Source organism: Pseudomonas sp. P2S-1 (assembly GCF_057197725.1).
In genome coordinates this window covers 2635090-2659630 of sequence record NZ_CM170068.1, presented here as the reverse complement: position 1 = coordinate 2659630, position 24541 = coordinate 2635090, and the positions used below count along the sequence as shown (strand labels likewise).

The window sequence follows — 24541 nt, the reverse complement described above, 5'->3', positions numbered from 1 at the left end:
GAAGATCCTTAGACCCGCGCCGCAGTCACGGCAGCGGAGCCCCAGGTGGTGCGCCAGCGGCGCTTGACGCCATGCAGGCCGAACCAGGCCAGCACGCCGAGGCTGGCGAACAGCCACAGGCCAAGCTGGTAATCGCCGCTGTGCTGCTTGATCGCGCCGAGGCCAGCCGCCAGCAGGAAGCCACCGATACCGCCGGCCATGCCGATCAGCCCGGTCATCACCCCGATTTCCTGGCGGAAGCGCTGCGGCACCAGTTGGAACACCGCGCCATTGCCTGCACCGAGACCGAGCATGGCGGCCACGAACAGGCCCAATGCTGCCACCGAGCTCGGCAGGTTGAAGCCCACCGCGGCAATGCAGATCGCCGCCACGCTGTACATGCCCAGCAGGGTGCGGATACCGCCGAAACGGTCGGCCAGGGCGCCGCCCAGCGGGCGCATCAGGCTGCCGGCGAAGACGCAGGCGGCGGTGTAGTAGCCGGCCTTGACCGGGTCGAGGCCGTACTGGTCGTTGAAGTAGCCGGGCAGGGCGCTGGCCAGGCCGATAAAGCCGCCGAAGGTGACGCTGTAGAAGAACATGAACCACCAGCTGTCACGGTCGCCCAGGGCCTTGAGGTAATCGGCCACGGCCTTGGGTTTCGGGCGTTGTGGTGCGTTGCGGGCGAGCAGGGCGAACAGCACGAGGGTCAGCACCAGCGGCAGCACGGCGAAGCCGAACACGTTGTTCCAGCCGTAGGCCGCAGCCAGGATCGGCGCCAGCAGGGCAGCGAACACCGTACCGGAGTTGCCGGCACCAGCGATGCCCATGGCCTTGCCCTGGTGTTGTGGCGGGTACCACTGCGAGGCCAGCGGCAGGGACACGGCGAAGGACGCGCCGGCTACCCCGAGGAACACGCCGAGCAGCAGGGCCTGCTCGTAGCTGTTGACCCCCAGCTTCCAGGCGCTGAACAGCGCGACGATGACGATCACCTGGCCGATCAGGCCGGCGGTCTTGGGCGAGAGGCGGTCCACCAAAATGCCCATGACGAAGCGCAGGATGGCCCCGGCGAGGATTGGCGTGGCGACCATCAGGCCGCGTTGTTGCGGGGTGAGTTGCAGGTCGGTGGCAATCTGCACCGCCAGCGGGCCGAGCAGGTACCAGACCATGAAGCTCAGGTCGAAATACAGGAAAGCGGCAAACAGGGTCGGGACATGCCCGGATTTCCAGAAGCTCGTATTCATGGGGACACCTCACGGGGCTGAAACAAAAAACGCCGCTTCCCGGCTCGCATGGGGGCGAGGGGGAGAGCGACGTCTTTGTCGGTATTTGGTTTTTGGGCAGCCGCCGTTGGCTACCGGAGGATTCTTAGCAAGAGGTGGGCCAGTTCCCTGTGTATTGCCTGAACCGGCCTCATCGCTGGCAAGCCAGCTCCCACAGGGTCCGCACTGGTTTTGAGTATTGTGTGGTGCCTGCCAGTGGTGAATCTGCTGGCTACCTCAGTCGCTTCAGGCGCCGCGATCCCTGTGGGAGCTGGCTTGCCAGCGATGAGGCCCGAGAGAGCACCTCATCCCAACAAGTCATGCATCGCAATGATCTGCTCCGCCACCTGCACCAGCTTCTGCTGCTTGCTCATGGCCTGCCGGCGCATCAGGGTGTAGGCCTGTTCCTCATCGCAGTCCTTCATCTTCATCAACAGGCCTTTAGCCAACTCGATCCGCTTGCGCTCCGCCAACTGCTGGTCCCGGGCCTGCAGCTGCGCCTTGAGCGCCTGGTCACTCTCGAAGCGGGCCATGGCCACATCCAGGATCGGCTGCAAGCGCCGCGCATGAATCCCCTCGACGATATAGGCACTGACCCCGGCCTGGATCGCCTGGCGCATCACCCCCGGGTCATGCTCATCGGTAAACATCACGATCGGCCGCGGCAGGTCGCGGCTGACCAGCACCACCTGGTCCATCACATCACGGCCGGGTGACTCGGTATCGATCAACACCACATCCGGGCGCACCGTTTCGACGCGCGCCGGCAAGTCGATGGTCAGGCCAGACTCCTCGATCACCTCGAAACCGGCCTCCACCAGCGCCGCACGCAGGCGACCAACTTTCTTCTCGGTGTCGTCGATCAACAGGATTCGCAACATCAGGGCAACTCCCGTTAAAGGTCGGACAAGGCGTGAAGACGGAAACCATGGGCATAGCCGCGAGGGTCGCTGCCATCCCAGATGCTGCCGTCGATCAACTGGCTGCTGCGCATCGAGGCCACCGGGCAGTCGATACCCAGGCTGGTCGCCGCATCGCGATACAGGCCCAGTTGCTGGACCTCTCGGGCCACGGCGAGGTAATCCGGGTCTTCGCGCAGCAGGCCCCAGCGTCGGAACTGGGTCATGAACCACATGCCATCCGACAGATACGGCACATTGGCCCGGCCGTCGTTGTACAGGCTCAGGCCATGGGCGTCGTGCCAGTGGTTGCCGAGGCCGTCGCTGTAATCACCGAGCATGCGCGGCTCGATATCCGCCAGCGGTGCGTCGAGGTAGTTCTCGGCACTCAGCAGGCGCGCGGTGGCGCTGCGGTTTTCCGGGCTTTCCTCGATAAAGCGGCTGGCCGCCAGCACCGACGCCACCAGGGCCCGGGCGCTGTTCGGGTGCTGCTGGGCAAAGCTCGCAGTGGTGGTCAGGACCTTTTCCGGGTGATCCGGCCAGATCGACTGGCTGGTGGCCAGGGTAAAGCCCATGTGCTGGTTCACCGCATTGGCCGACCAGGGTTCGCCCACACAGAAGCCATCGATCCGCCCGGCACGCAGGTGGGCGAGCATCTGCGACGGCGGTACCACCACGCTGTTGACGTCCTCAAGGGGATGGATGCCCTGGCTGGCGAGCCAGTAATACAGCCACATGGCGTGGGTGCCTGTGGGAAAAGTCTGGGCGAATGTCAGTTTTGTCCGACTTTGGTGCACGTGACGTTCCAGTGCTTCAGGACTGGTCACGCCAATGGCCTGCAGGTCCGGCGACAGGTTGATGCTCTGGCCGTTGTGGTTCAGGCCCATCAGCACAGCCATGGGCGTCGCCGCCACGCCGCCGATGCCCAGATGCACGGCGTAGGTCAGGCCGTACAGGCTGTGGGCAGCATCCAGTTCGCCGCTGAGCAAACCATCGCGCAGCCCGGCCCAGGAGGTCTGGCGCTTGAGGTTGAGGGTCAGGCCGTGGGGCTGGGCAAAGCCCTGGGTGGCGGCGACGACCAGGGGCGCGCAGTCGCTCAGGGCCATGAAGCCGATGTTCAGGCTGGTCTTTTCCGGGGCGTCGCTGCCATGCAGCCAGGCCAGGGGAGAGGGAGAAATCGTGGTCATCGCAATGCAATCGCCGGGCAGGTAAAGCGCTCGGCCGACGCACAAGCGAGCGCCGGCCCCATGCAAGGCTTAAAGCAACCCATATGCCAAGGGCCTGTCCTGCAAACCCCGGCGTGGCTATAATCGCCACCTCTCCAAATCCTGAGCCAAGCCCGCCCATGTATAACCTGGCCCGCCAGCTGTTGTTCAAACTGTCCCCGGAAACGTCCCACGACCTGTCGCTCGACCTGATCGGTGCCGGCGGCCGCCTGGGCCTCAATGGGCTGTTGACCAAGGCCCCGGCGCGTTCGCCGGTGACCGTCATGGGCCTGCTGTTCCCCAACCCGGTGGGCCTCGCCGCCGGCCTGGACAAGAACGGCGCGGCCATCGACGGCTTCGCCCAGCTGGGCTTCGGCTTCGTCGAGATCGGCACCGTGACCCCGCGTCCGCAGCCGGGCAACCCCAAGCCGCGGATCTTCCGCCTGCCGGAAGCCGAGGCGATCATCAACCGCATGGGCTTCAACAACCTCGGCGTCGACAACCTGATCAACCGCGTGCGCGCCTCCAGCTACAAGGGCGTGCTCGGGATCAATATCGGCAAGAACTTCGACACCCCGGTCGAGCGCGCTGTCGACGACTACCTGATCTGCCTGGACAAGGTCTACACCCACGCCAGCTACATCACCGTCAACGTCAGCTCGCCCAACACCCCGGGCCTGCGCAGCCTGCAGTTCGGCGATTCGCTGAAGCAACTGCTCGACGCCCTGGCCGTGCGCCGTGAAGAACTGGCCCTGGCCCACAACAAGCGCGTACCGGTGGCGATCAAGATCGCTCCGGACATGACCGACGAAGAGACCGCGCTGGTCGCGGCGGCCCTGCTGGAATCGGGAATGGACGCGGTGATCGCCACCAACACCACCCTCAGCCGTGAAGGTGTCGAGGGTCTGGCGCATGCTGACGAAGCGGGTGGCCTGTCCGGTGCGCCGGTGCGCGAGAAGAGCACCAACACCGTGAAGGTGCTGGCGGGGGAGCTGGCAGGTCGCATGCCGATCATCGCTGCGGGCGGTATCACCGAAGGCCGTCATGCGGCCGAGAAGATCGCTGCCGGTGCGAGCCTGGTGCAGATCTACTCGGGCTTCATCTACAAGGGCCCGGCGTTGATCCGTGAGTCGGTGGACGCTATCGCTGCGATGCCTGGCCGCTGAATCGCGGCCATTAAAAAGGGCCCCGAAAGGGGCCCCTGGGCCGCAGCCCGCCGCCCGGATAGGGCGCGCATGTGAATCGGTTAAACGGTTACGCTCCTCGATCAGCCAACGGCGTGAACTTCGTTGAGTCGGTGGATACCTGCGGTGCCGGTCATGCCATCCCAGTTGTCGCCTCGTCCTTCACGCCAGCCATTGATCCATGCCTGGCGTACGGACGGCAGGGTGAAGGGGCAAAGCTCGCGGGATTTGCCGGTAACTCCGTATTGATAACCACGTGAAAATGCTCTTTCCAACGGATCACGCTTAAGTCTTCTCATAGGGTACTGCCCTCATTTGTTGACTGTAATGTCCCGTCGACCTCGTCTGAGGTCGGGCAGATTCTTTCTGCCGGTTTTGCGCTCGCTGCCGGCGTGGCGAGCAGAAGTGTCGTACCGTTGCGGTCACGACCTGAGTTGAGTTCTAACCAATGGGACGGACCGTGTGAACGAACAAATTGTCATAAGCACGTAACCTTTCCATGGGTCAGGGGATAAGTAAAAAATTGCTACGGAAGGAGATCCCGGGTAAAGCCAACTATCATCAGGAGTTACCCGGCCTTTGCAGCAAAAGGCCATCGCGGAGAAGATTTTCCGGCGCTGGCCGATAAAACGACGAAGGGTCGCATTCGCATCCTTCAGCAACAGAATTTTTCGTTCTGCCCGACGATCAAAGCCTTTTTGCTTTCCGCGAAAAGGCATCGCGGGTGGCCCGGCACCTCAAGGTGCCACTCGAGTGCTTGCCGAAGGCACTCGATCAAACTTCGAAGGGCGATGCGTTCGTTCCTTCACTACAAGGCTGGATTTGACCCATGTCGGACCGTTTCGAACTCTACCTCACCTGCCCCAAAGGCCTGGAAGGCCTGCTCGCCGATGAGGCGCGCAGCCTCGGCCTGGAAGATGTGCGCGAGCACACTTCGGCCCTGCGCGGCTCGGCCGATATGGAAACCGCCTATCGCCTGTGCCTCTGGTCGCGCCTGGCCAACCGCGTGCTGCTGGTGCTCAAGCGCTTCAACATGAAGAACGCCGACGACCTGTACGACGGCGTCCACGACGTCGACTGGCAGGAACACCTGGACGCCGCCGGCACCCTGGCCGTGGAGTTCAGCGGTCATGGCTCGGGCATCGACAATACCCACTTCGGCGCCTTGAAGGTCAAGGACGCCATCGTCGACAAGCTGCGCAACGCCCAGGGCGAGCGCCCGTCGATCGACAAGCTCAACCCCGACCTGCGCGTGCACCTGCGCCTGGAGCGCGGTGAAGCCATCCTGTCCCTCGACCTGTCCGGCCACAGCCTGCACCAGCGCGGCTACCGCCTGCAGCAGGGTGCCGCGCCGCTCAAGGAAAACCTCGCCGCCGCGGTGCTGATCCGCGCCGGCTGGCCGCGTATCGCCGCCGAAGGCGGGGCCCTGGCCGACCCGATGTGCGGCGTCGGTACCTTCCTCGTCGAGGCGGCGATGATCGCCGCCGATATCGCGCCGAACCTCAAGCGCGAGCGCTGGGGCTTCACCGCCTGGCTGGGTCACGTGCCGGCGCTGTGGCGCAAGGTTCACGACGAAGCCCGTGCCCGCGCCGAGGCCGGCCTGGCCCGTCCGCCGCTGTGGATCCGCGGTTATGAAGCCGACCCGCGGCTGATCCAGCCGGGCCGCAACAACGTCGAGCGCGCCGGCCTGAGCGAGTGGGTGAAGATCTACCAGGGCGAAGTCGGCACCTTCGAGCCGCGCCCGGACCAGAACCAGAAAGGCCTGGTCATCAGCAACCCGCCGTATGGCGAGCGTCTTGGCGACGAAGCCAGCCTGCTCTACCTCTACCAGAACCTCGGCGAGCGCCTGCGCCAGGCCTGCCTCGGCTGGGAAGCGGCGGTGTTCACCGGCGCCCCGGACCTGGGCAAGCGCATGGGTATCCGCAGCCACAAGCAATATGCCTTCTGGAACGGCGCGCTGCCGTGCAAGCTGCTGTTGATCAAGGTGCAACCGGACCAGTTCGTCACTGGCGAACGTCGCTCCGCCGAGCGCAACCAGGACGACGAGCGCCCGGTCCAGGCCGTGGCCGCCGAGCCGGCGCGCCTGAGCGAAGGCGGGCAGATGTTCGCCAACCGCCTGCAGAAGAACCTCAAGCAACTGGGCAAGTGGGCCAAGCGCGAGCACGTCACCTGCTACCGCCTGTATGACGCCGACATGCCGGAATACGCCCTGGCCATCGACCTGTACCAGGGCTGGGTGCATGTGCAGGAATACGCCGCACCGCGCTCGGTCGATCCGGAAAAGGCCCAGGCCCGCCTGTTCGACGCCCTTGCGGCCATTCCCCAAGCCCTGGGCGTCGACCAGAGCAAGGTGGTGGTCAAGCGTCGCGAGCGCCAGAGCGGCACTCGCCAGTACGAGCGCCAGGGCGCCCAGGGGCAGTTCCTCGAAGTCAGCGAAGGCGGGGTCAAGTTGCTGGTCAACCTGACCGACTACCTCGACACCGGTCTGTTCCTCGATCACCGCCCGATGCGCATGCGCATCCAGCGCGAGGCCGCCGGCAAGCGCTTCCTCAACCTGTTCTGCTACACCGCCACGGCCAGCGTGCACGCGGCCAAGGGCGGCGCGCGCAGCACTACCAGCGTCGACCTGTCGAAGACCTACCTGGACTGGGCGCGGCGCAACCTGTCGCTCAACGGCTACTCCGACAAGAACCGCCTGGAGCAGGGTGATGTGATGGCCTGGCTGGAGAGCAACCGCGAGCAGTACGACCTGATCTTCATCGACCCGCCGACCTTCTCCAACTCCAAGCGCATGGAAGGGGTGTTCGACGTGCAGCGCGACCACGTGCAACTGCTCGACCTGGCCCTGGCCCGCCTGGCGCCGGGCGGCGTGCTGTATTTCTCCAACAACTTCCGCAAGTTCCAGCTCGACGAGAACCTGCAGGAGCGCTACGCGGTGGAAGAAATCAGCGCCACTACGCTGGACCCGGACTTCGCCCGCAACAGCAAGATCCACCGCGCCTGGCGCATCCAGGCCCGGTGATCTGAATGACGACTCCGGGGCTCTCGAAGATGTGGCGACTTGCTATTATTGAAGAGAGCCCTGAGAGCCGTTACCGGCTGGCGTCCTGAGTGCTTGCCCATGTCGAAGCCGAAGATGCTCGGTTTTATCAGCGAAGAAGTGTCCGCCTGGCTGGTGGCCTTCGTCGCCCTGGTGGTCGGCGGCCTGCTGACCGCCTTGCTGGCGCTCGCCGCCCACAAGCTGTATCAACAGCAACTGGCGCAGCGCTTCGAGCTGCTGGCCAACGAGCGCTATAGCCGCATCGAGGAACGCCTGCAGGACCAGGTGCAACGCCTGGACGGCCTGCGGCGTTTCTTCGTCTTCGCCCAGGAAATCACTCGCGACGAATTCGACGGTTATGTCCGGCCTTTGCTGCACCGTTCCCAGGCCTATTCCTGGTCGCCACGGGTCAGCGCAGGGGATCGGGCGGACTTTGAACGCCAGGGCCGCAAGCTGTTTGGGCCCACCTTCGGCATTCGCGAGGTGGGTGATGGCGGTGCCCTGCAGCCGTCACCGCAGCGGCCGCTGTACTACCCGGTGCTGTTCAGCCAGACCCTCAGCCAGTTGCCGCCGCCGCTGGGTTTCGACCTGCTGTCCCAGCCGCTGCGCCGCGATACCGTGCAGCGGGCCACGACACCGGGTTCGATGGCGGTCTCGGCGCCTCTCGACCTGATCGGCGTGGCGCCGGCCTACAGCCGCGGCATGCTGATGGTGGCGCCGGTGTTCGCGGCCGATGCCACTGGCGGTGAGCCCAAGGGCTATGTAATGGCGGTGCTGAGCATGCGCCAACTGATGGCCGACGGCCTGCCCAGTGCGGCCGAGGACAACCTGGTGGTGCGCATCGTCGACCTGTCGTCTCTGGCGGGGCCGGAGTCGCTGTTCGAGTCGGGCAACGAGGCCGCCGATTCGCCGCTGCGGGTGCGCAAGGTTCTGCACCTGGCGGATCGCAGCTATCAACTGGATATGTCTCCCAGCCAGGAGTTTCTCCACGACAACCGTTCCTCGGCCATGGCCGTCGGTTTTGTCGGCGGCCTGTTGAGCCTGCTGCTCAGTGCCTTGCTGTTCAGTCTGTTCAGCCAGCGCCAGCGCGCCCTGACCCTGGTCGAACAGCGCACCGCCGAGCTGCGGGTCAGCGAGCAAAGCCTGCGTGATACCCATAACCAGCTGCGCAGCGTGCTGAATGCGGCAACCGAGGTGGCGATCATCGCCACCGATCTGCACGGAGTGATCAGCACCTTCAATGCTGGCGCCGAACGCATGCTTGGCTACAGCAGCGAAGAAGCGCTGGGCAAGCTGACCCTGGAGCACCTGCTGCTGCCAGAAGAAGTCCGTGAGCGCGCGCGTTCCATGAGCCTGCGCTTCGGTCGCGAGATCAGTGCCAACCAGGCGCTGCTGGTGGACAGCGTGCCCACCGCCGACGAAGAGCCCGGCGAGTGGACCCTGCGCCGCAAGGACGGCAGCTTGCTGCCGGCGAACATGCTGGTGACCGCGGTGCTCGATGAGTACGGGCTGTGGGTCGGGCATCTGGCGATCTGTATCGATATCACCGAGCGCAAGCGTGTGCATGAAGCGCTGGAGGCCCGTGACCGCCTGCTGGAAAAGCTCACCGCCCAGGTACCGGGCGGTATCTACCAGTTCCGCCTCAACCCCGATGGTACGTCCTGTTTCAGCTATTCCAGCGAAGGGTTGCGGGATATCTATGAAGTGGAGCCGGCGTTGCTGCGCCAGGATGCGACTACGGTGTTCGAGCGTATTCACCCGGACGATCTGGCGCGGGTGCGGTTCTCGATCCGCGAGTCTGCCGACCAGTTGACGCCGTGGCGTGAGGAATACCGGGTCAACCTGCCCAAGGCCGGCTTGCGCTGGGTGCGCGGTGAGGCGACGCCCGAGCCGCTGCCGGATGGCGGCACCTTGTGGCATGGCTATCTGACGGACATTTCCGACCTCAAGCGGGTCGAGGAAGAACTGCGGGCGCTGTCGGTGACCGACTCGCTGACCGGTATCCATAACCGTCGTTACTTCCAGGAGCGGCTCAAGGCCGAGCTGGAGCGGGCCCAGCGTGGCGGGCAGGATCTGGCGGTGATCATGCTCGATATCGACCACTTCAAGCAGATCAACGACCGTTTCGGGCATGCGGTGGGCGACCTGGTGTTGCAGAGCTTGTGTCAGCGTATCAGCCATCGGCTGCGGCGTACCGATGTGTTCTGTCGGTTGGGCGGGGAGGAGTTCATGGTGCTCTGCCCGGGAAGCACCGCCAGCCAGGCGCACTCGCTGGCGCTGGAGCTGTGGCAGGGCGTGCGCAGCGTGCCGGTGGATGGCGTGGGGCGGGTGACGGCGAGCTTTGGTGTGGCCGGGTGGCGGCCGGGGGAAGGGGCGGATGCCTTGCTGCTAAGGGCGGACTCGGGTGTCTATGCCGCCAAGCAGGGCGGGCGCGACCGGGTCGAGGCCGAGCAGCTCTGATCTTTGTCGCTCATGCGGGCCTCATCGCTGGCAAGCCAGCTCCCACAGGTTCGGCAGCGACGCGGACACTGTGGGAGCTGGCTTGCCAGCGATGAGGCCATCAGCAACAGCACAAAATCTCAGGGCTGGCTCGCCACCGCGCCTTTAGGCTGCTTGTACAGATCCAGCAACACCTGGTCCAGCACCGCCGAAGCGCCCCAAGGCCGCGGGTCGTTGAGGATCGCCGTCACCGCCCAGGTGGTGCCGTTACTGTCACGGCTGAACCCGGCAATCGCCCGCACGGTGTTCAGGGTCCCGGTCTTGATATGCGCTTCGCCGGCCATCGCCGTGCGTTTCAGACGCTTGCGCATGGTGCCGTCCATGCCCGTCAGCGGCAGCGAGCTGATGAACTCCGCAGCATAAGGACTCTTCCACGCCGACTGCAGCATGGTCGCCATCTCCCGCGCACTGACCCGCTCGGCACGGGACAGCCCGGAGCCGTTCTCCATCACCAGGTGCGAGGCGATGATGCCTTTCTTGGCCATCCACTGCCGTACCACCCGCTGCGCCGCCTTGGCATCATCGCCGTCGGCATCGGTACGGAAACGCTGGCCCAGGCTGAGGAACAGCTGCTGGGCCATGGTGTTGTTACTGTATTTGTTGATGTCGCGGATGATCTCCACCAGATCCGGCGAGAAGGCGCGGGCCAGCAGGCGGGCATTCTTTGGCACGTCCTCGACCCGGCTGCGGCCCTGGATGGTGCCGCCCAGTTCGCTCCAGATCGCCCGCACCGCGCCAGCGGCGTAGGTCGGGTGGTCGAGCAGCGACAGGTAGGTCTGCGAGTTGCAGCCATCACCCAGTTGGCCAGTGACCGTGACGCTGACGCCATCGGCCTGGACCACCGGGTTGTAGCGCACATCCCCCGTGCATTGCTTGCTGGCCACGGCCTTGACCTGGTTATCGATGCGGATGCTGGCGATCGGCGGTTCCACCGACACCAGCACGCGGCCGCCATCATTGCGGGCGACGAAGCGCAGGGCCTTGAGGTTGACCAGCAGCGAGTCCGGCTTGACCAGGAACGGCTTGTTCTCGTCGCCGCCATCGTCGTTGAACTGCGGCAGTTGCGGCTGGATGAAGTGGCTGCGGTCGAGCACCAGGTCACCGGTGATGGTCTGCACGCCGTTGGCGCGCAGGTCGCGCATCAGCAACCAGAGCTTTTCCATGTTCAGCTTGGGATCGCCGCCACCCTTCAGGTACAGGTTGCCGTTGAGCACCCCGTTGCTCAGCGGGCCGTCGGCGTAGAACTCGGTTTTCCACTGGTAGGTCGGGCCGAGCATTTCCAGGGCGGCATAGGTGGTGACCAGCTTCATGGTCGAGGCCGGGTTGACCGAGACATCGGCGTTGAAAATGGTCGGGGTGCCCGGGCCGTTGAGCGGGATCATCACCAGGGACAGGGCGGAGTCGTCGAGCTTGTTGGCCTTGAGCGCCTGTTGCACCTTGGGCGGCAGGCTGGAATTGGCGGGTGCGGCATGGGCCGGCAGGGCGAGGGGCAGGAGCAGGCCGGCGAACAGCAAGGAGCGGAGGGATGGGGTCATAAGCACGTGAACCCTGCATGCAGAAGGATGAAATGAAACGGGGCTGTACAGGATGATGGCCCCGGTTGAAAAAATGATAGCGCGCATTATGCCCCAAGCCTGTGCCGGCGTGCGTCGGGTTTGCGCGCAATGGTCACGGTTTTGTCGGGTTTTCCCGGGCAGAAGGGTGGCGAAACTGGTAAAGTGCGCGGCGTTATTACTCAAGAGGATTGTTTCATGGCTACCAACCGTTCCCGCCGTCTGCGCAAAAAGCTCTGTGTAGACGAATTCCAGGAACTGGGTTTCGAGCTGAACCTGGGCTTCAAGGAAGACCTGAGCGATGAAGCCATCGACGCCTTCCTCGATGCATTCCTGGCTGAAGCCATGGATGCCAACGGCCTGGACTATGTAGGTGGCGACGACTTCGGTCTGGTCTGCCTGGCCAAGCGTGGCTCGGTCAACGAAGAGCAGCGCGCCGCCGTCGAAGCCTGGCTGAAAGGCCGCAGCGAGCTGACCAACATCGAGCTCAGCCCGCTGGTCGACGCCTGGTACCCGGAAAAGCCGATCAATCAGGCTTGATGGACGTTTCGCGGCAGCCCAAGGGCTGCCGCGTTGCTTTTCAGCCTTTGCCTTCCTCGCCGACGTCCGTCGCGTCCGGCAGACTCTCCAGGGTTTGCCGCAGGGTCTGGTCGACCCGCTTCATCTGATACAGCACTTGCCGCTTGCGCCGCCTGAGCACGGGCTCCGGAGCGTAGCGCGCACAGACTTCCTCGAGTTTTTCGCAGGCCAGGATCAGCTCTTCGGCCTGGACGATACGTGCCACCCCAAGAATCTGGTGGGCGACATTTTTCAGCGGCTGCGGGTTGCCATGGGTGTCGATGGCGCTGAGCCGTTGCTGGTCTTCCGGGCTGCTGCGCAGCAGGGTTTCCAGCAGGCGCCGCAGTTCCTGCGGGCAATCGCCGATGATCGGCTGCAGGCCACTGAGGTCAAGCAGGGCGGGGGCGCTTTGCAGCGGTACGCCGGCCAGGCGCTGGCCAAGGGTGTGCAGGCCGATGGGCTTGAGCAGGCAGTCGTCCATGCCGGCCTGCAGGCAGTGCTCGCGGACCTCCGGCTGGGCGTTGGCGGTATAGCCGAGGATGGTGCAGGGCGGGCGTTGCTGCTGGCGCTCCGCCTCGCGCACGGCCTGGGTGAACTGGTAGCCGTTCATGCCCGGCATGTTGCAGTCGACGATCAGTACATCGAAACGTGCTTCGCGCCATAGCGCCAGGGCCTGCTCGCCGTTGTCGACGCAACGGTAGTGCACGCCGAGGAACTGCAGTTGCTGCGCCACCAGTTGCAGGTTGGCCGGATGGTCGTCCACCACCAGGACCTGCAAGCCGGCACTGGGCATCGGTGGTGCGGTCTCGCAGGGTTGTGGCTCGGCGCTTTCCGGCAGGCTGCGCAGGGGCAGGATGATGCGGATCTCCGTGCCTTCGCCGGGCTTGCTGAACAGGCTCAGCTTGCCGCCCATCATTTCGCACAGGCTGCGGCTGATCACCAGGCCCAGGCCGGTGCCGCTGCGCGCCTGGGCGCTGTCCGGCTCGACCTGGACGAAGGGCTGGAACAGGCGTTGCTGGTCGTCGGCGGAGATGCCCACGCCGGTGTCGCACACCGACAGCTCCAGTTGCAGGTCATGCCGGGCACTTTCGCCGCCTTCGGGCAGGCTGGAAAGGGCGAGGTCGATCCGAACCTGGCCCCAGGTGGTGAACTTGATCGCGTTGCTCACCAGGTTGGAGAGGATCTGCCGCACCCGCAGCGGGTCGAGCAGCACGTCGCGGTTGGCGCTGCGGGAGATGATCAGGTTGAGTTCCAGGCCTTTGTCCCGGGCCAGGCCCTCGAAGACCTGGCCCACCGCCTGCACCAGCTGCGCCGGATTGGCCCGCTCGGGGCTGAGGTTGAGGTGCCCGGACTCGATGCGGGCGATATCGAGGATATCGCCGATCAGCGCCAGAAGGTCGCGGGCCGAGCGGTAGGCAACCTCGATGGCCGGGCGCTCCTGCTCGGGGTCGCCGGTGCGCTTGAGGGCCAGTTCGAGCATGCCGATCAGGGCGTTCATCGGTGTGCGGATTTCGTGGCTCATGGTCGCCAGGAACACGCTTTTCGCGCGGTTGGCCGCATCGGCCTGCTCCTTGGCCAGGCGCAGGTCATGGATCAGCTGGCGGCGCTCGCTGATATCCAGCCAGCCACCGATGATGCCCTTCACCTCGCCGAGGGAGTCGCGGTAGGGCAGGACCCAGTGATAGATGGTCTGCTCGGTGTCCTTGAGCATCAGCGGGCGGTCGACGATCAGTGGCCGGCCCTCGTTCATCACCCGCAGGTAATCGGCCTGGATCTTGCGCGCATCGTCGCTGACGCCCAGGGGCGCTTCGTGGATCGACTTGCCCAGGACCGCCTCGAGCTTCACGCCGATGGCCTGCAGGTAGCTGTCGTTGCAGGTCTGCAGCAGGCCCTCGCGGTCGCGGACATAGATGGGGTGGGGAGTGCCGTTGACCATCGCGCGCATGAATTCGAGCTGGTCGCTCAGGGCCCGCTCGGCGGCCTCGCGTTGCTTGATCTGGCGACGCATCCAGGCATTCCAGGCCAAGGACAGGAGCAGCAGGACCAGGGTGCCGAGGATGATCTTGAGGATGCTTTGCTGGTGGCTCTGCCAGTAGGAGTAGGAGCCGCTGTAGCTGCGCCAGCGGCTGTTGATAATGCCCATTTCCTCGGGGACGATGCTGGTCAGGGCCTTGTCGATGATCGACGCCAGTTCCGGATCATGGCGTGAGGTGGCCAGGGAGAAGGTCGCCGGGATATCGCTGACGGTGGCACGGATCACTAGGTGACGCTGGGTGGTCAGGTTGAAGTTGGCGTTGATCAGCGCCATGACCATGCCGTCCACCTGGCGGTTGCTCAACATGCCGGCGGCGGCGGCGGTGTCCTCGGTGGAGACCAGTTGGATATCCGGATAGCGCTGGCGGATGCCTTCGTTGAGCAGGTTGCCGCGACTGACGGCGAGGCGCCGGCCTTGCAGTTGTTCGAGGGACTGGGGCGCGTCCTTGCCGTCGCGGGTGACCAGGACGTAGGAGTTTTCCAGGTACGGACGGCTGATATGCAGTTCCGCTTCGCGTTCCGGGCTGCTGGAAATGGCTGCGATCAGCTCGGCGTGGTCGTGCTTGACCTGGTCGATCATGTCGCTGATGCCGTTGCTGCGCTTGATCTCGAAATGCAGGCCGGTGCGCAGGCGGATCAGTTCCAGCAGGTCGGCGGCGATGCCGCGCAGGTTGCCGGAGCGGTCGAAGAAGGTCAGCGGTGCGGCGTGTTCGTCCACCGTGACCCGCACCACCGGATTCTTCTCCAGCCATTGCTCCTCGCTGGGTGACAGTTGCAGCTTGCGGTCGGTGAACAGCATGCTGCTGCCGGCGCTCCAGCGCTGGAAGATGCTGGCGCGGGTGGTACTGGTGACCGCTTCGAGGGTCTTGTTGACCAGGGTCAGCAGGATCTGCTCGTTCTGCTGCACGGCGAAGCCGAAGCCGGTGGCTTCGTGCTTGGCGAAATTGGCCATCTTCAGATTGCGCAGGTGGCTCTGGTTGAGCAGGTAGTGGGTCGACAGGGTGTCGCCGAGGAACACGTCGGCCTGGTCGAAGGCCACCGCATTGAGGGCGTTGTGGTAGGAACTGTAGGTGCGGATGCTGGCGTAGGGATAGGTCGCGCGCACATCGGCCAGCGGCAGGTAGTGCTCGATCATGCTCAGGCGCAGGTCCTTGAGCCCGGTATCCAGTGGCCGGGTCTCGTTTTCCCGGGTCACCAGTACCGGCTGGTCCTCGGCGTAGGGCTGCGACAGGACCACGCCGGGGACGGCAAGGTCGTAGCTGTTGGCGCTGCCCAGCAGATCGATGCGCCCGGCGACCAGGGCCTGCAGCGCCAGGTCACGGCTGGCGAAGCGCTGGATCCGCACCGGCAGGCCGAGGGTGGCGCCGAGCAGGCCGGCGTAGTCGGCGGTGACGCCTTCGTAGTCGCGACCGCTGGCGGTCAGGTCGAAGGGCGGGTAGTCCGGTGCCGACACGCCCAGGACCAGCTCGCGATGGTTGTGCAGCCAGGCCTGCTGTGCCGGTGTCAGGGCGATCCGCAGCGGCACCTGGGCGCTGCGGCTGAACAACTTGAGGGTGTCTTGCGCCGGCGGGTTCGCCAGCGCCTGCCCGGGGCCGAGGCCGAGCAGCAAGGCAAGCAACAGGGCTTTCATACCAGCTCGTTGCGCTTGGCCATTTCGATCAGCTCCACCAGCGAGCGCGCCCTGAGTTTGTGCATCAGGCGTTTCTTGTAGGTGCTGACGGTCTTGTTGCTGAGGAACATGCCCTCGGCGATTTCCTTGTTGCTGCGGCCCTGGGCGAACAGTTGCAGGACCATCAGCTCGCGATCGTTCACCAATTTGAAGCGTTCTATTTCTTCGGGGATATCAAGCTGCTGGCGCAACGGGATGATGGCCTGGCTGGGGAAGTAGTTATAGCCGGAAAGTACCGCGCGAATGGCACTCAAGAGTTCACTGAGGTCTTCCTGCTTGCAGACATAGCCGCAGGCACCGGAGAGCATGCAGCGGATGGCGAACAGCGCCGGCGATTGCGCGGTGAGCACCAGGATCTTCAACGACAGCGACATGGTGTTGAAGCGCGACAGCACCTCCAGGCCGTCCAGGCGGGGGATGCCGATATCGAGGATGACCAGGTCCGGCGGGCTCTCGCGGACCATCTGCATGGCGTCGACGCCGTTATCGGACTCCCCGGCGATCCGATAGCCTTCGTTCTCCAGCAGCATTCGCAGGGCCAGGCGAATGACAGGATGGTCATCGACAATAAATACAGAGTGCATGCTCAATCTTCCAAAGGAATGCTTGTAGAGGCCGCACCATAGCCCAGATAAGAAGCCTGCACGTAAATAGAGTGGGGGTCAGCTTTAATATAGGAAATTTCCTACTTTGTATTTTCTTAATGGCTACAAAGTTGTTTGGGAAGTTTCCATTTTTAGTGCAGGAAGATGGAGGCAAAGAGCCATGCACCATATCGTTATACGGAACAACACGGACCTTGTGGGAGCTGGCTTGCCAGCGATAGCTTTGGTGAATTCACTATGGCAATCGCTGGCAAGCCAGCTCCCACAGGGTCCGAGTAGTCCTTTCGAATGTCAGATCGGGCTCGACCGCCCCGTCATCTCCCGCGCCATCTCGCTGGCGTAGCTGTCGGTCATTCCGGCGATGAAGTCGATCATCCGCAGGAACGCCGCATGCAGCGAGCCATTCGGATCCGGCGCGTTGTTGCCGAGCAGGTCGAGGATGCGCCGGTGCTTGAATGACGGGCTGCGCCCGCCATGCTGCTCCAGGGCAGCGCCACAGAAGGAGTTGAGGAGAATCTCCAGGGTGGTGTAGGCACCGATCTCGTGCAGGGTCTTGCGCTTGTCCTGGAAGATCTTCTTGCGCGCAATGTCCTTGGCCTGCAGCACGCAGCGCTTGGCCGGGCCGTCCATGTGCTCCACCAGGTCGCCCTGCAGGGTGCCGGCCAGCAGCGCCTCCTGCTGCTCGACGAAGGCCCGCGCCGCGGCGTTGGTCAGGTGCTCGATGGCCTTGCCACGGAGGATCGCCAGCTTGCGCCGCCGCGAGTCCTGCGGGCCGAGCTGGCGGTAGGTTTCCGGCAGGTCGTCGCCCACCAGGCCGAGCAACAGCGCTTCCACCTCGGGATAGTCCAGCAGGTCCATCTCCAGGCCATCTTCCAGGTCGATCAGGGCGTAGCAGATGTCATCCGCCGCCTCCATCAGGTACACCAGCGGATGCCGGGCCCAGCGCTGGTTGTCCAGCAGCGGCAGGCCGAGCTTGTGGGCGATCTGCTCGAGCAGCGGCAGCTCGCTCTGGTAGCAGCCGAACTTGTGCTTCTTGTAGCCGAGGGCATCGGCGTGGCGCGCGGTCCAGGGGTATTTCAGGTAGGTGCCGAGGGTGGCGTAGGTCAGCCGCGTGCCGCCGTCGAACTGGTGGTATTCCAGTTGGGTCAGCACGCGGAAACCCTGGGCGTTGCCTTCGAAGTTGAGGAAGTCGGCGCGTTCGGCATCACTCATGCCGTCCAGCCAGCCACGGCCGGCGGCCTGCTGGAACCAGTGGCGGATGGCGTCTTCGCCGGAGTGGCCAAAAGGCGGGTTGCCGATGTCATGGGCCAGGCAGGCGGACTGCACGACCATGCCCAGGTCACTCGGCTCGCACCAGTCCGGCAGGGCCTCGCGCAGGGTTTCGCCGACGCGCATGCCCAGCGAGCGGCCGACGCAGCTGACTTCCAGGGAGTGGGTCAGGCGGGTGTGGATATGGTCGTTGCTGGTGACCGGATGCACCTGGGTCTTGCGCCCCAGGCGGCGGAAGGCGCCGGAGAAGATGATGCGGTCATGGTCCTTGTGGAACGGGCTGCGGCCCAGTTCCTCGGAGCTGTGCAGGGTTTTGCCGAGGCGTTCACGGGTAAGCAGGGTGTGCCAGTCCAAGGCCAGCCTCCATAAATAAAGAGCCCATAACAAAGGGCAAGGGCCTAGCTTCCCGTTTTCCAGGCCCCCGCCGCAAGCTCAAAGTCCGGCGGCGTCGACATCAATCAGTAACAACCGGCGTCCGCTGTCGAAAAACTGCCCTGCGGTCAGGCAGTACTGGTTGGTCGTCGCATCGCGGTAGGTGTTGGACAGGATCAGCCGCCGCTCGTCCCAGCCCTCGGCCAGCAGGTGGTAGAAGTAGGGGCGCCACGACCAGTTGTGCCCCAGGTAGCTGGAGTCTACGTGCCAGCCCTGCTGGCGCCATTCCAGGTTCGGTGTCAGTTGGGTGCCGTGGCGGTCGCAGAGGAAGAAGCGCAGCAGCCAGGGATAGGCCTTGAGGTCCGGCAGTTCCTCCAGCGAGGCATTGGCCATGACCCAGCGCTGCAACTGCGGCATCAGCTCCACCAGTTGCTGGCGCCGCTGCATCAGCCTGGCGCGCTCGGCCAGCTTGCTCTGTACGTACTGCTCGCGCAGTTGGGCGAAGCGCCCGGCGAAGGTCTGCGCCGGGAAGAACCCGGGCTCGGCACCGGCGAAGAGAAACCCTTGCAGGTAGCGCGCACCGCATTCCAGGGCGAAGTTCAGCTCGGCCTCGGTCTCGACGCCCTCGGCGATGATCACGCAGCCGGTTTTCTCGGCCATCTGCGCCAGGGCCTTGACCACCTCGCTGCTGGGACCGCCGCGGGCCGCTGCCTGGAACAGGCGCATATCCAGCTTGAGGATGTCCGGCTGCAGCGACAGTACCCGGTCCAGTTGCGAGTAGCCGGCGCCGAAGTCGTCGATGGCCACTCGTGCCCCGGCTTCGCGGTAGCGCTGCACCACCATGGCCAGGCGCTCGCGATCGCCGCCGGTCTCGGTGATCTCGAACACCACCCGCCGCGGATCGACGCCTTGCTGCTGCAGTTGTACCAGGCTTGGCAGGGGGTCGCCGGGTTGCACTTCGCTGACCCAGCGCGGCGAGATATTGAGGCTGAGGAACCAGTCTTCGGGAGCCTGGTGGAATTGTCTGAAAGCCTGTTCCCGCAGGGTCCGGTCGAGTTTCAGCAACTCGGCGGAGGGGATGTTCGGGTCGTTGAACAGCGGCCCCACCGAACGCAGTTGGCCATCGCCCCGGCGCAGGCGGCCCAGGGCTTCGACGCCAGCGATACGGCCAGTGGCGGTGTCGATGAACGGCTGGAAACAGGCGAGCGGTTGCTCGTCGGACACGGCGACTCCTTGTTGTTCTAGAACGCATAAGGGTGGCGGACCACCCGGTCAGCGTTCTGCAAGAATGCCGCCAGTTCGCTTACGGGCGTTTCGGCGGCTGCTGCATGAACAGGCGAATCAATGGCAGAAGGCTACTGGTGAGCTTGGTCAGCCGGCTCAGGTTGCCGCTGCGCGCGCCCTTGCCGGTGATGAAACCCAGCAGGACCACGGCACCGATGCCCCACAGCGGCGCATGCTTGATCCCCAGGCCGCCTTGCAGCCCGCTGTGCAGGCTGTCACCCATGCTGCGCAGGCGCGTCAGGGGTTGCAGGGCATTGCCGGCTTCGTTGCGGATTTCCTGGCGGTGCATTTCCATGCGCAGGCGCACCATGGCCTTGCGCAATTCACGGCGGTCGGTGGTCTGGGGCAGTTCAGGCAGGCTCATGGCAACAGGCGCTCCCGGTCCTTGGCAAGTTCTTCGAGGGTGCCGCGGAACGGCGACAGTTCGTCATGCACCGCAGCTTTCAGGCGGACTGCGCAGAACACCGCGGCGACGCCGTAGAACACGCAGAGGCCGATGATGCCGGCCAGACGATAGGTGTCCCAGAGCAGTACCAGCAGCAGTGCCGACAATGCGGTCAGCAGGAGCAGGGCGAAGACCAGCGCCAGCCCGGCGAACAGCAGCAGGTTCAGGGTGCGGGCCTTCTGCTCCTGCAATTCGATGCCGAACAGTTCCACATGACCGTGCAGCAGGCCGAGGATGGCCGCGCCGAGGCGCCGCGAGGATGAGCCGGGGGATTGGTTTTCCATGGCCCGGCCCTCAGCGCCGACTGGCCAGCAGACCGATCAGGAAGCCCACGCCGGCAGCGATGCCGATGGATTGCCAGGGGTTGGTCTGCACGTACTCTTCGGTGCTGGTCAGCGCCGCCTGGCCACGTTCGCGCAGGTCATTGTTGGTCTGTTGCAGGGTTTCCCGGGCGCGCAGCAGGTTGTCGTGGATCTGCGCGCGCAGTTCGTCGGCCTGGTCGCCGGCGAGGGTGGCCGTGTGTTCGAGGAGTTTCTCGGTGTCGCGCACCAAGGTCTGGAAATCGGCCATGAGGATTTCCTGGGCGGTTTGTGCCTGTTTGCTGGCCATGCGGTTCTCCATGAAAGGTGGGCAATTGGAATTTCGAGTGTAGGGCGTCGCTGAAGGTTCAGTGATATTTGCTGCTGGTACAGCAATTGCTTCGCACTGGTGCGCCTGGCTTGGCGCCTGCGCCGTTTCCGGGCGTGGGCCCTTGCGGAGGGCCGTGGAACCATAACCCAATTCAACACAACCCTCGGAAAAATCACCTCGCACAGGTTTCTCCACCCAAGGATGGGCGCCTGACTGATCCAGTCTGGTGCGTCACGGAAGGCTCTCGAACCGCTTTGGTGCTTTTTTCCTTTTTGCAGGTCTGCCGACTTCATGGAAAATTTGCAAAGCGCCGTGGACTCCCTGGTCCAGGGCTCCAACACCCTGTTCATCCTCCTCGGCGCGGTCATGGTACTGGCCATGCACGCCGGCTTTGCCTTCCTCGAAGTCGGCACCGTGCGCCACAAGAACCAGGTCAACGCCCTGTCGAAGATCCTCAGCGACTTCGCCGTGTCGACCCTGGCCTACTTTTTCATCGGCTACTGGCTGTCCTATGGCACGCATTTCCTCCACCCGGCGGCGACCCTCGGCGCCGAGCATGGCTATGGCCTGGTGAAGTTCTTCTTCCTGCTGACCTTCGCTGCGGCGATCCCGGCGATCATTTCCGGTGGCATCGCCGAGCGTGCACGCTTCGCCCCGCAACTGTGCGCGACGGCGTTGATCGTCGCCTTTGTCTACCCGTTCTTCGAAGGCATGGTCTGGAATGGCAACTTCGGGGTGCAGGCCTGGCTCGAAGCGACCTTCGGCGCGCCATTCCATGACTTCGCCGGCTCCGTGGTGGTGCACGCCATGGGCGGCTGGCTGGCGCTGGCGGCGGTGCTGCTGCTAGGCCCGCGAAATGGTCGTTATCGTGAAGGGCGACTGGTCGCCTTTGCGCCGTCGAATATTCCGTTCCTGGCGTTGGGCTCGTGGATCCTGATCGTTGGCTGGTTCGGCTTCAACGTGATGAGCGCCCAGACCCTGCCTGCGGTCAGCGGCCTGGTGGCGGTCAACTCGCTGATGGCCATGGTCGGCGGCACCGTGGCGGCGCTGCTCGTCGGGCGCAATGACCCGGGCTTCCTGCACAACGGCCCGCTGGCCGGGCTGGTGGCGATCTGCGCCGGCTCCGACCTGATGCACCCGGTGGGCGCGCTGGTGACTGGCGCAGTGGCGGGGGCGTTGTTCGTCTGGTGCTTCACCGCGACCCAGAACCGCTGGAAGATCGACGATGTGCTCGGTGTGTGGCCGCTGCATGGCCTGTGCGGGGTCTGGGGCGGGATCGCCTGCGGGATCTTTGGCCAGCAGCTGTTCGGCGGGCTGGGCGGGGTGAGTTTCGTCAGCCAGTTGATCGGTACTGTGGCCGGGGTGGTGGTGGCGCTTGCCGGTGGTTTCATCGTCTACGGTCTGATCAAGCGCGTGCATGGCCTGCGCCTGAGTCAGGAGCAGGAGTACTACGGCGCCGACCTGTCGATCCACAAGATCGGCGCTACCAGCCAGGACTGAAATGCTTTCTGAGGGGCAACACTGGCCCCTGTGGGAGCTGGCTTGCCAGCGATTGCAGTAGTGAAATCACCATAGCAATCGCTGGCAAGCCAGCTCCCACAGGGGTAGTGGTGCTCCCGCCATTAGCGGCCGGCTAACAATCGCGCCTCGCTGGCCTTGATCGCACTGAGCGGCCCGCACACCAGCACCGAATCCCCGGCATGCAGACAGGTGCCAGTATTCAGCGCCAGCTCGGTGCCATTGCGCTGCACCGCCTGCAACTCCACGCCCAGTTGCTCCAGGGTCAGCTCATCCAGCCGCCGCCCGCAGGCATAGGCATTGGACGGCAACTGCACCGCATGCATCAGCACCTTGGGCTGGCCTTCGCTGTCCACCAGGTCGGTCTGCGCGCCCTGGTAGAAGCCCTGCAACAGGCGATAGCGACTCTGTCGCACTTCTTCCACCGTCTGCCGCACCCGCTCCTCCGGCACGCCCAGCATCACCAGGGCATGGGAGGCCAGCATCACGCTGGACTCCAGCACCTCCGGCACCACAGCACTGGCCCCGGCGGCGCGCAGTTCGTCGCGCAGGCTGTCGTCGCGGGTGCGCACCAGGATCGGGATCTGCGCATTGCGCTGGCGCGCGGCCTTGAGCACGTGCATCGCCACTTCGGTGTTATCCACCGCGACCACCAGCAGGCGCGAGCGCTCCAGGCCGATGGCTTCGAGCAATTCACCGCGCCGCGAATCGCCGTAGTGCACGCAGTTTTCGCCGGCCGCCGCCTCCTGGACCCGCACCGGGTCGTCGTCCAGGGCGATGAAAGGCAGTTGTTCGCGGCGCAGGAAGCGGCCGATGGACTGACCGACCCGGCCATAACCGCAGATGATCACGTGGCCCTTGATGTCGGCGCTCTGCGCTTCGATTTCTTCCAGATGGATCTCTTCGTTGGGCTTGCGGTGCAGGCGCAGGGCCACGGCCGGGGCGGCACGCAGCAGCAGCGGGGTGACCAGCATCGAGCAGAAGGTCGCGGCCAGCAGCAACTGGCCGAGTTCGGCGGGGAGCAGGTTGCTCTGCTGCATCTGCGCCATCAGGGCGAAGCAGAACTCGCCGCCCTGGGCCAGGGCCAGGCCGCTGCGCCAGGCGGTTTCCGCATCGCTGCCGCGCACCCGCACCAGGGCGGCGACGACCAGGCCCTTGAGCAGCAGCAGGCCAAGGGTGAGACCAAGAATTTCCAGGCCGTTGCTGGCGAACAGGTGCAGGTCGATCAGCATGCCGATACTGACGAAGAACAGGCCCAGCAGGATGTCGCGGAACGGACGGATATCCGCCTCGATCTGGTGCCGGTAGTTGCTCTCGCCCAGCAGCATGCCGGCAAGGAAGGCGCCGAGGGCTGGCGACAGGCCGAGCAGGTGGGTCAGCCAGGCGGTGAGCAGGACGATCACTAGCGCCAGCAGCACGAACAGCTCGGCGGAGTGGGAGCTGGCCACCTCATGGAACAGCCGCGGCAGCAGCCAGCGGCTGGCCAGGAGCAGGCCGACGAAGAGGATCACGGTCTTGCCCAGGGTCAGCGGCAGGGCCCAGTACCAGGCCTGGCTGGTTTCCCCGGCGAACACCGGGACCAGCGTGAGCAAAAGGACCGCGACCACGTCCTGGAACAGCAGCACGCCAATGGCGTTCTGCCCGTGGCTGCTGAAGATTTCGCCGAGGCTGGTCAGCTCCTTGGAGACGATGGCGGTGGAGGAAAGCGCCAGGCCACCGCCCAGCAGCAAGGCCGCCGTGCTCGGCATGCCCAGCAGCGACAGGGCCCCGGCCAGGGCCAGGCCGCAGCACACTACTTGCAGGCTGCCGAGGCCGAAGACCACCTTGCGCAGGGCAAGCATCTTCGACAGGGAGAACTCCAGGCCGAGGGAAAACAGCAGGAACACCACGCCCATTTCCGCCAGGTCGGGCAGTTCCTCGCTTTCGTTGACCCAGTCCAGCGCCGTCGGGCCGACGAACAGTCCGACGCACAGGTAGCCCAGTACCGGCGGCAATTGCAGACGCCGGAAGACCGCGATGACAACCAGCGACGACGCCAGGATGATCAGCAGGTTTGCGAACACACCACACACTCCCTGTAAAAAACAGCAAAAAAACGTCTAGGGTACAGCGATCCGGGTGCCGCTCCGTTGATCAGGATCAACAGGTCGGGTCGCGCCGGAGCGCGCCTCGACGGACCGGGAGCGCCATCCTAGAATGGACCTCCCGTTCACTTTGTATCGGTATTTTTCAATGCTTCCTGAATGCCAATTGTTCGGCACCCTGGGTTGCCACCTGTGCGAAGTCGCCGAGGCGCTGCTGATGCCGCTGGTCGAGCATGGCCTGCTGGTGGAGTTGGTGGATATCGCCGACGACCAGGCGCTGTTCGAGCGCTACGGCCTGCAAATCCCGGTGTTGCGCCGCTGCGACAGCGGCGCCGAGCTGAACTGGCCGTTCGATGCGGACCAGGTGGTGGCTTTCCTCGGGTAGGCCGTTGCTTCACATTTTGATGCACAAGTGCGCATGCAATCGTCATCGCGGCGGTTGGAGAATCCGTTGG

The 24541-nt window shown here is 64.7% G+C and carries 19 protein-coding genes; 6 read left to right on the top strand and 13 right to left on the bottom strand.

The genetic code is table 11. The features are described from left to right. Positions 1 to 8 precede the first annotated feature (8 nt). The 3 genes from AC2CQI_RS11730 to AC2CQI_RS11720 all read right to left on the bottom strand — a co-directional run bounded on the left by AC2CQI_RS11730 (position 9) and on the right by AC2CQI_RS11720 (position 3324). The gene (locus tag AC2CQI_RS11730; protein ID WP_484580249.1) at positions 9 to 1220 is read right to left on the bottom strand and encodes a nitrate/nitrite transporter; all 1212 of its coding nucleotides are present in this window, start codon (positions 1218 to 1220) and stop codon (positions 9 to 11) included. A 323-nt stretch (positions 1221 to 1543) separates the two neighbouring features. Next, a complete protein-coding gene (locus AC2CQI_RS11725; protein ID WP_075803020.1) occupies positions 1544 to 2119 on the bottom strand; it encodes an ANTAR domain-containing response regulator in 576 nt (191 codons plus the stop codon). Between the two features lie 14 nt (positions 2120 to 2133). Continuing rightward, entirely contained in the window at positions 2134 to 3324 is a 1191-nt protein-coding gene (locus tag AC2CQI_RS11720) for a CmpA/NrtA family ABC transporter substrate-binding protein (RefSeq protein ID WP_484580248.1), read from the bottom strand. Between the two features lie 158 nt (positions 3325 to 3482). On the opposite strand from AC2CQI_RS11720, the gene AC2CQI_RS11715 reads away from it, so the two are divergent. Continuing rightward, positions 3483 to 4508, top strand: a complete 1026-nt coding sequence (locus AC2CQI_RS11715) for a quinone-dependent dihydroorotate dehydrogenase (protein WP_484580247.1) — start codon at positions 3483 to 3485, stop codon at positions 4506 to 4508. 101 nt (positions 4509 to 4609) lie between these two features. Here AC2CQI_RS11715 and rmf read toward each other — a convergent pair whose 3' ends face one another. After that, complete coding sequence (rmf, locus tag AC2CQI_RS11710; protein ID WP_009404525.1) at positions 4610 to 4825, bottom strand: ribosome modulation factor; 216 nt, start codon at positions 4823 to 4825, stop codon at positions 4610 to 4612. Between the two features lie 530 nt (positions 4826 to 5355). Between rmf and rlmKL the strand changes: the two genes are divergently transcribed. Together rlmKL and AC2CQI_RS11700 are read left to right on the top strand one after the other, a co-directional pair. After that, positions 5356 to 7548, top strand: coding sequence for a bifunctional 23S rRNA (guanine(2069)-N(7))-methyltransferase RlmK/23S rRNA (guanine(2445)-N(2))-methyltransferase RlmL (rlmKL, locus tag AC2CQI_RS11705; protein WP_484580246.1), 2193 nt, complete (start codon positions 5356 to 5358; stop codon positions 7546 to 7548). A 99-nt stretch (positions 7549 to 7647) separates the two neighbouring features. Next, on the top strand, positions 7648 to 10026 hold the full coding sequence (locus tag AC2CQI_RS11700; protein ID WP_484580245.1) for a sensor domain-containing diguanylate cyclase: 2379 nt from the start codon (positions 7648 to 7650) through the stop codon (positions 10024 to 10026). 119 nt (positions 10027 to 10145) lie between these two features. Here AC2CQI_RS11700 and dacB read toward each other — a convergent pair whose 3' ends face one another. After that, positions 10146 to 11600, bottom strand: coding sequence for a D-alanyl-D-alanine carboxypeptidase/D-alanyl-D-alanine endopeptidase (gene dacB, locus AC2CQI_RS11695; protein ID WP_075803025.1), 1455 nt, complete (start codon positions 11598 to 11600; stop codon positions 10146 to 10148). A gap of 216 nt (positions 11601 to 11816) precedes the next feature. Here dacB and AC2CQI_RS11690 point away from each other — a divergent pair, with 216 nt between their 5' ends. Then, positions 11817 to 12158 carry a YggL family protein gene (locus AC2CQI_RS11690; protein ID WP_075803026.1) on the top strand — a complete coding sequence of 114 codons (342 nt, stop codon included), beginning with the start codon at positions 11817 to 11819 and terminating at the stop codon, positions 12156 to 12158. Positions 12159 to 12198: 40 nt separating this feature from the next. Here AC2CQI_RS11690 and AC2CQI_RS11685 read toward each other — a convergent pair whose 3' ends face one another. The 7 genes from AC2CQI_RS11685 to AC2CQI_RS11655 all read right to left on the bottom strand — a co-directional run bounded on the left by AC2CQI_RS11685 (position 12199) and on the right by AC2CQI_RS11655 (position 20463). Continuing rightward, positions 12199 to 15840, bottom strand: a complete 3642-nt coding sequence (locus AC2CQI_RS11685; protein WP_075803027.1) for a transporter substrate-binding domain-containing protein — start codon at positions 15838 to 15840, stop codon at positions 12199 to 12201. Continuing rightward, the gene (locus AC2CQI_RS11680; RefSeq protein ID WP_484580244.1) at positions 15837 to 16463 is read right to left on the bottom strand and encodes a response regulator; all 627 of its coding nucleotides are present in this window, start codon (positions 16461 to 16463) and stop codon (positions 15837 to 15839) included. Before AC2CQI_RS11680 ends, AC2CQI_RS11685 begins: the two co-directional genes overlap by 4 nt. 312 nt (positions 16464 to 16775) lie before the next feature. Next, positions 16776 to 18107 (bottom strand): deoxyguanosinetriphosphate triphosphohydrolase, encoded by a 1332-nt coding sequence (locus AC2CQI_RS11675; RefSeq protein WP_075803029.1) that lies wholly within the window; start codon positions 18105 to 18107, stop codon positions 16776 to 16778. A 78-nt stretch (positions 18108 to 18185) separates the two neighbouring features. Further along, positions 18186 to 19349 (bottom strand): EAL domain-containing protein, encoded by a 1164-nt coding sequence (locus tag AC2CQI_RS11670; protein ID WP_075803030.1) that lies wholly within the window; start codon positions 19347 to 19349, stop codon positions 18186 to 18188. 79 nt (positions 19350 to 19428) lie between these two features. Then, positions 19429 to 19773 carry a hypothetical protein gene (locus AC2CQI_RS11665; RefSeq protein ID WP_075803031.1) on the bottom strand — a complete coding sequence of 115 codons (345 nt, stop codon included), beginning with the start codon at positions 19771 to 19773 and terminating at the stop codon, positions 19429 to 19431. Then, a complete protein-coding gene (locus AC2CQI_RS11660; RefSeq protein WP_484580243.1) occupies positions 19770 to 20138 on the bottom strand; it encodes a phage holin family protein in 369 nt (122 codons plus the stop codon). The genes AC2CQI_RS11665 and AC2CQI_RS11660 overlap by 4 nt, the downstream gene beginning before the upstream one ends. Before the next feature lie 10 nt (positions 20139 to 20148). Beyond that, the gene (locus AC2CQI_RS11655; RefSeq protein ID WP_484580242.1) at positions 20149 to 20463 is read right to left on the bottom strand and encodes an ElaB/YgaM/YqjD family protein; all 315 of its coding nucleotides are present in this window, start codon (positions 20461 to 20463) and stop codon (positions 20149 to 20151) included. Between the two features lie 312 nt (positions 20464 to 20775). On the opposite strand from AC2CQI_RS11655, the gene AC2CQI_RS11650 reads away from it, so the two are divergent. Beyond that, on the top strand, positions 20776 to 21984 hold the full coding sequence (locus tag AC2CQI_RS11650) for an ammonium transporter (protein WP_075803034.1): 1209 nt from the start codon (positions 20776 to 20778) through the stop codon (positions 21982 to 21984). Between the two features lie 122 nt (positions 21985 to 22106). Here the strand turns inward: AC2CQI_RS11650 and AC2CQI_RS11645 are convergent, their stop codons facing one another. Then, positions 22107 to 24065, bottom strand: coding sequence for a monovalent cation:proton antiporter-2 (CPA2) family protein (locus AC2CQI_RS11645; RefSeq protein ID WP_484580241.1), 1959 nt, complete (start codon positions 24063 to 24065; stop codon positions 22107 to 22109). Positions 24066 to 24234: 169 nt separating this feature from the next. Here AC2CQI_RS11645 and AC2CQI_RS11640 point away from each other — a divergent pair, with 169 nt between their 5' ends. Beyond that, a complete protein-coding gene (locus AC2CQI_RS11640) occupies positions 24235 to 24471 on the top strand; it encodes a glutaredoxin family protein (protein ID WP_075803036.1) in 237 nt (78 codons plus the stop codon). Positions 24472 to 24541: the final 70 nt, after the last annotated feature.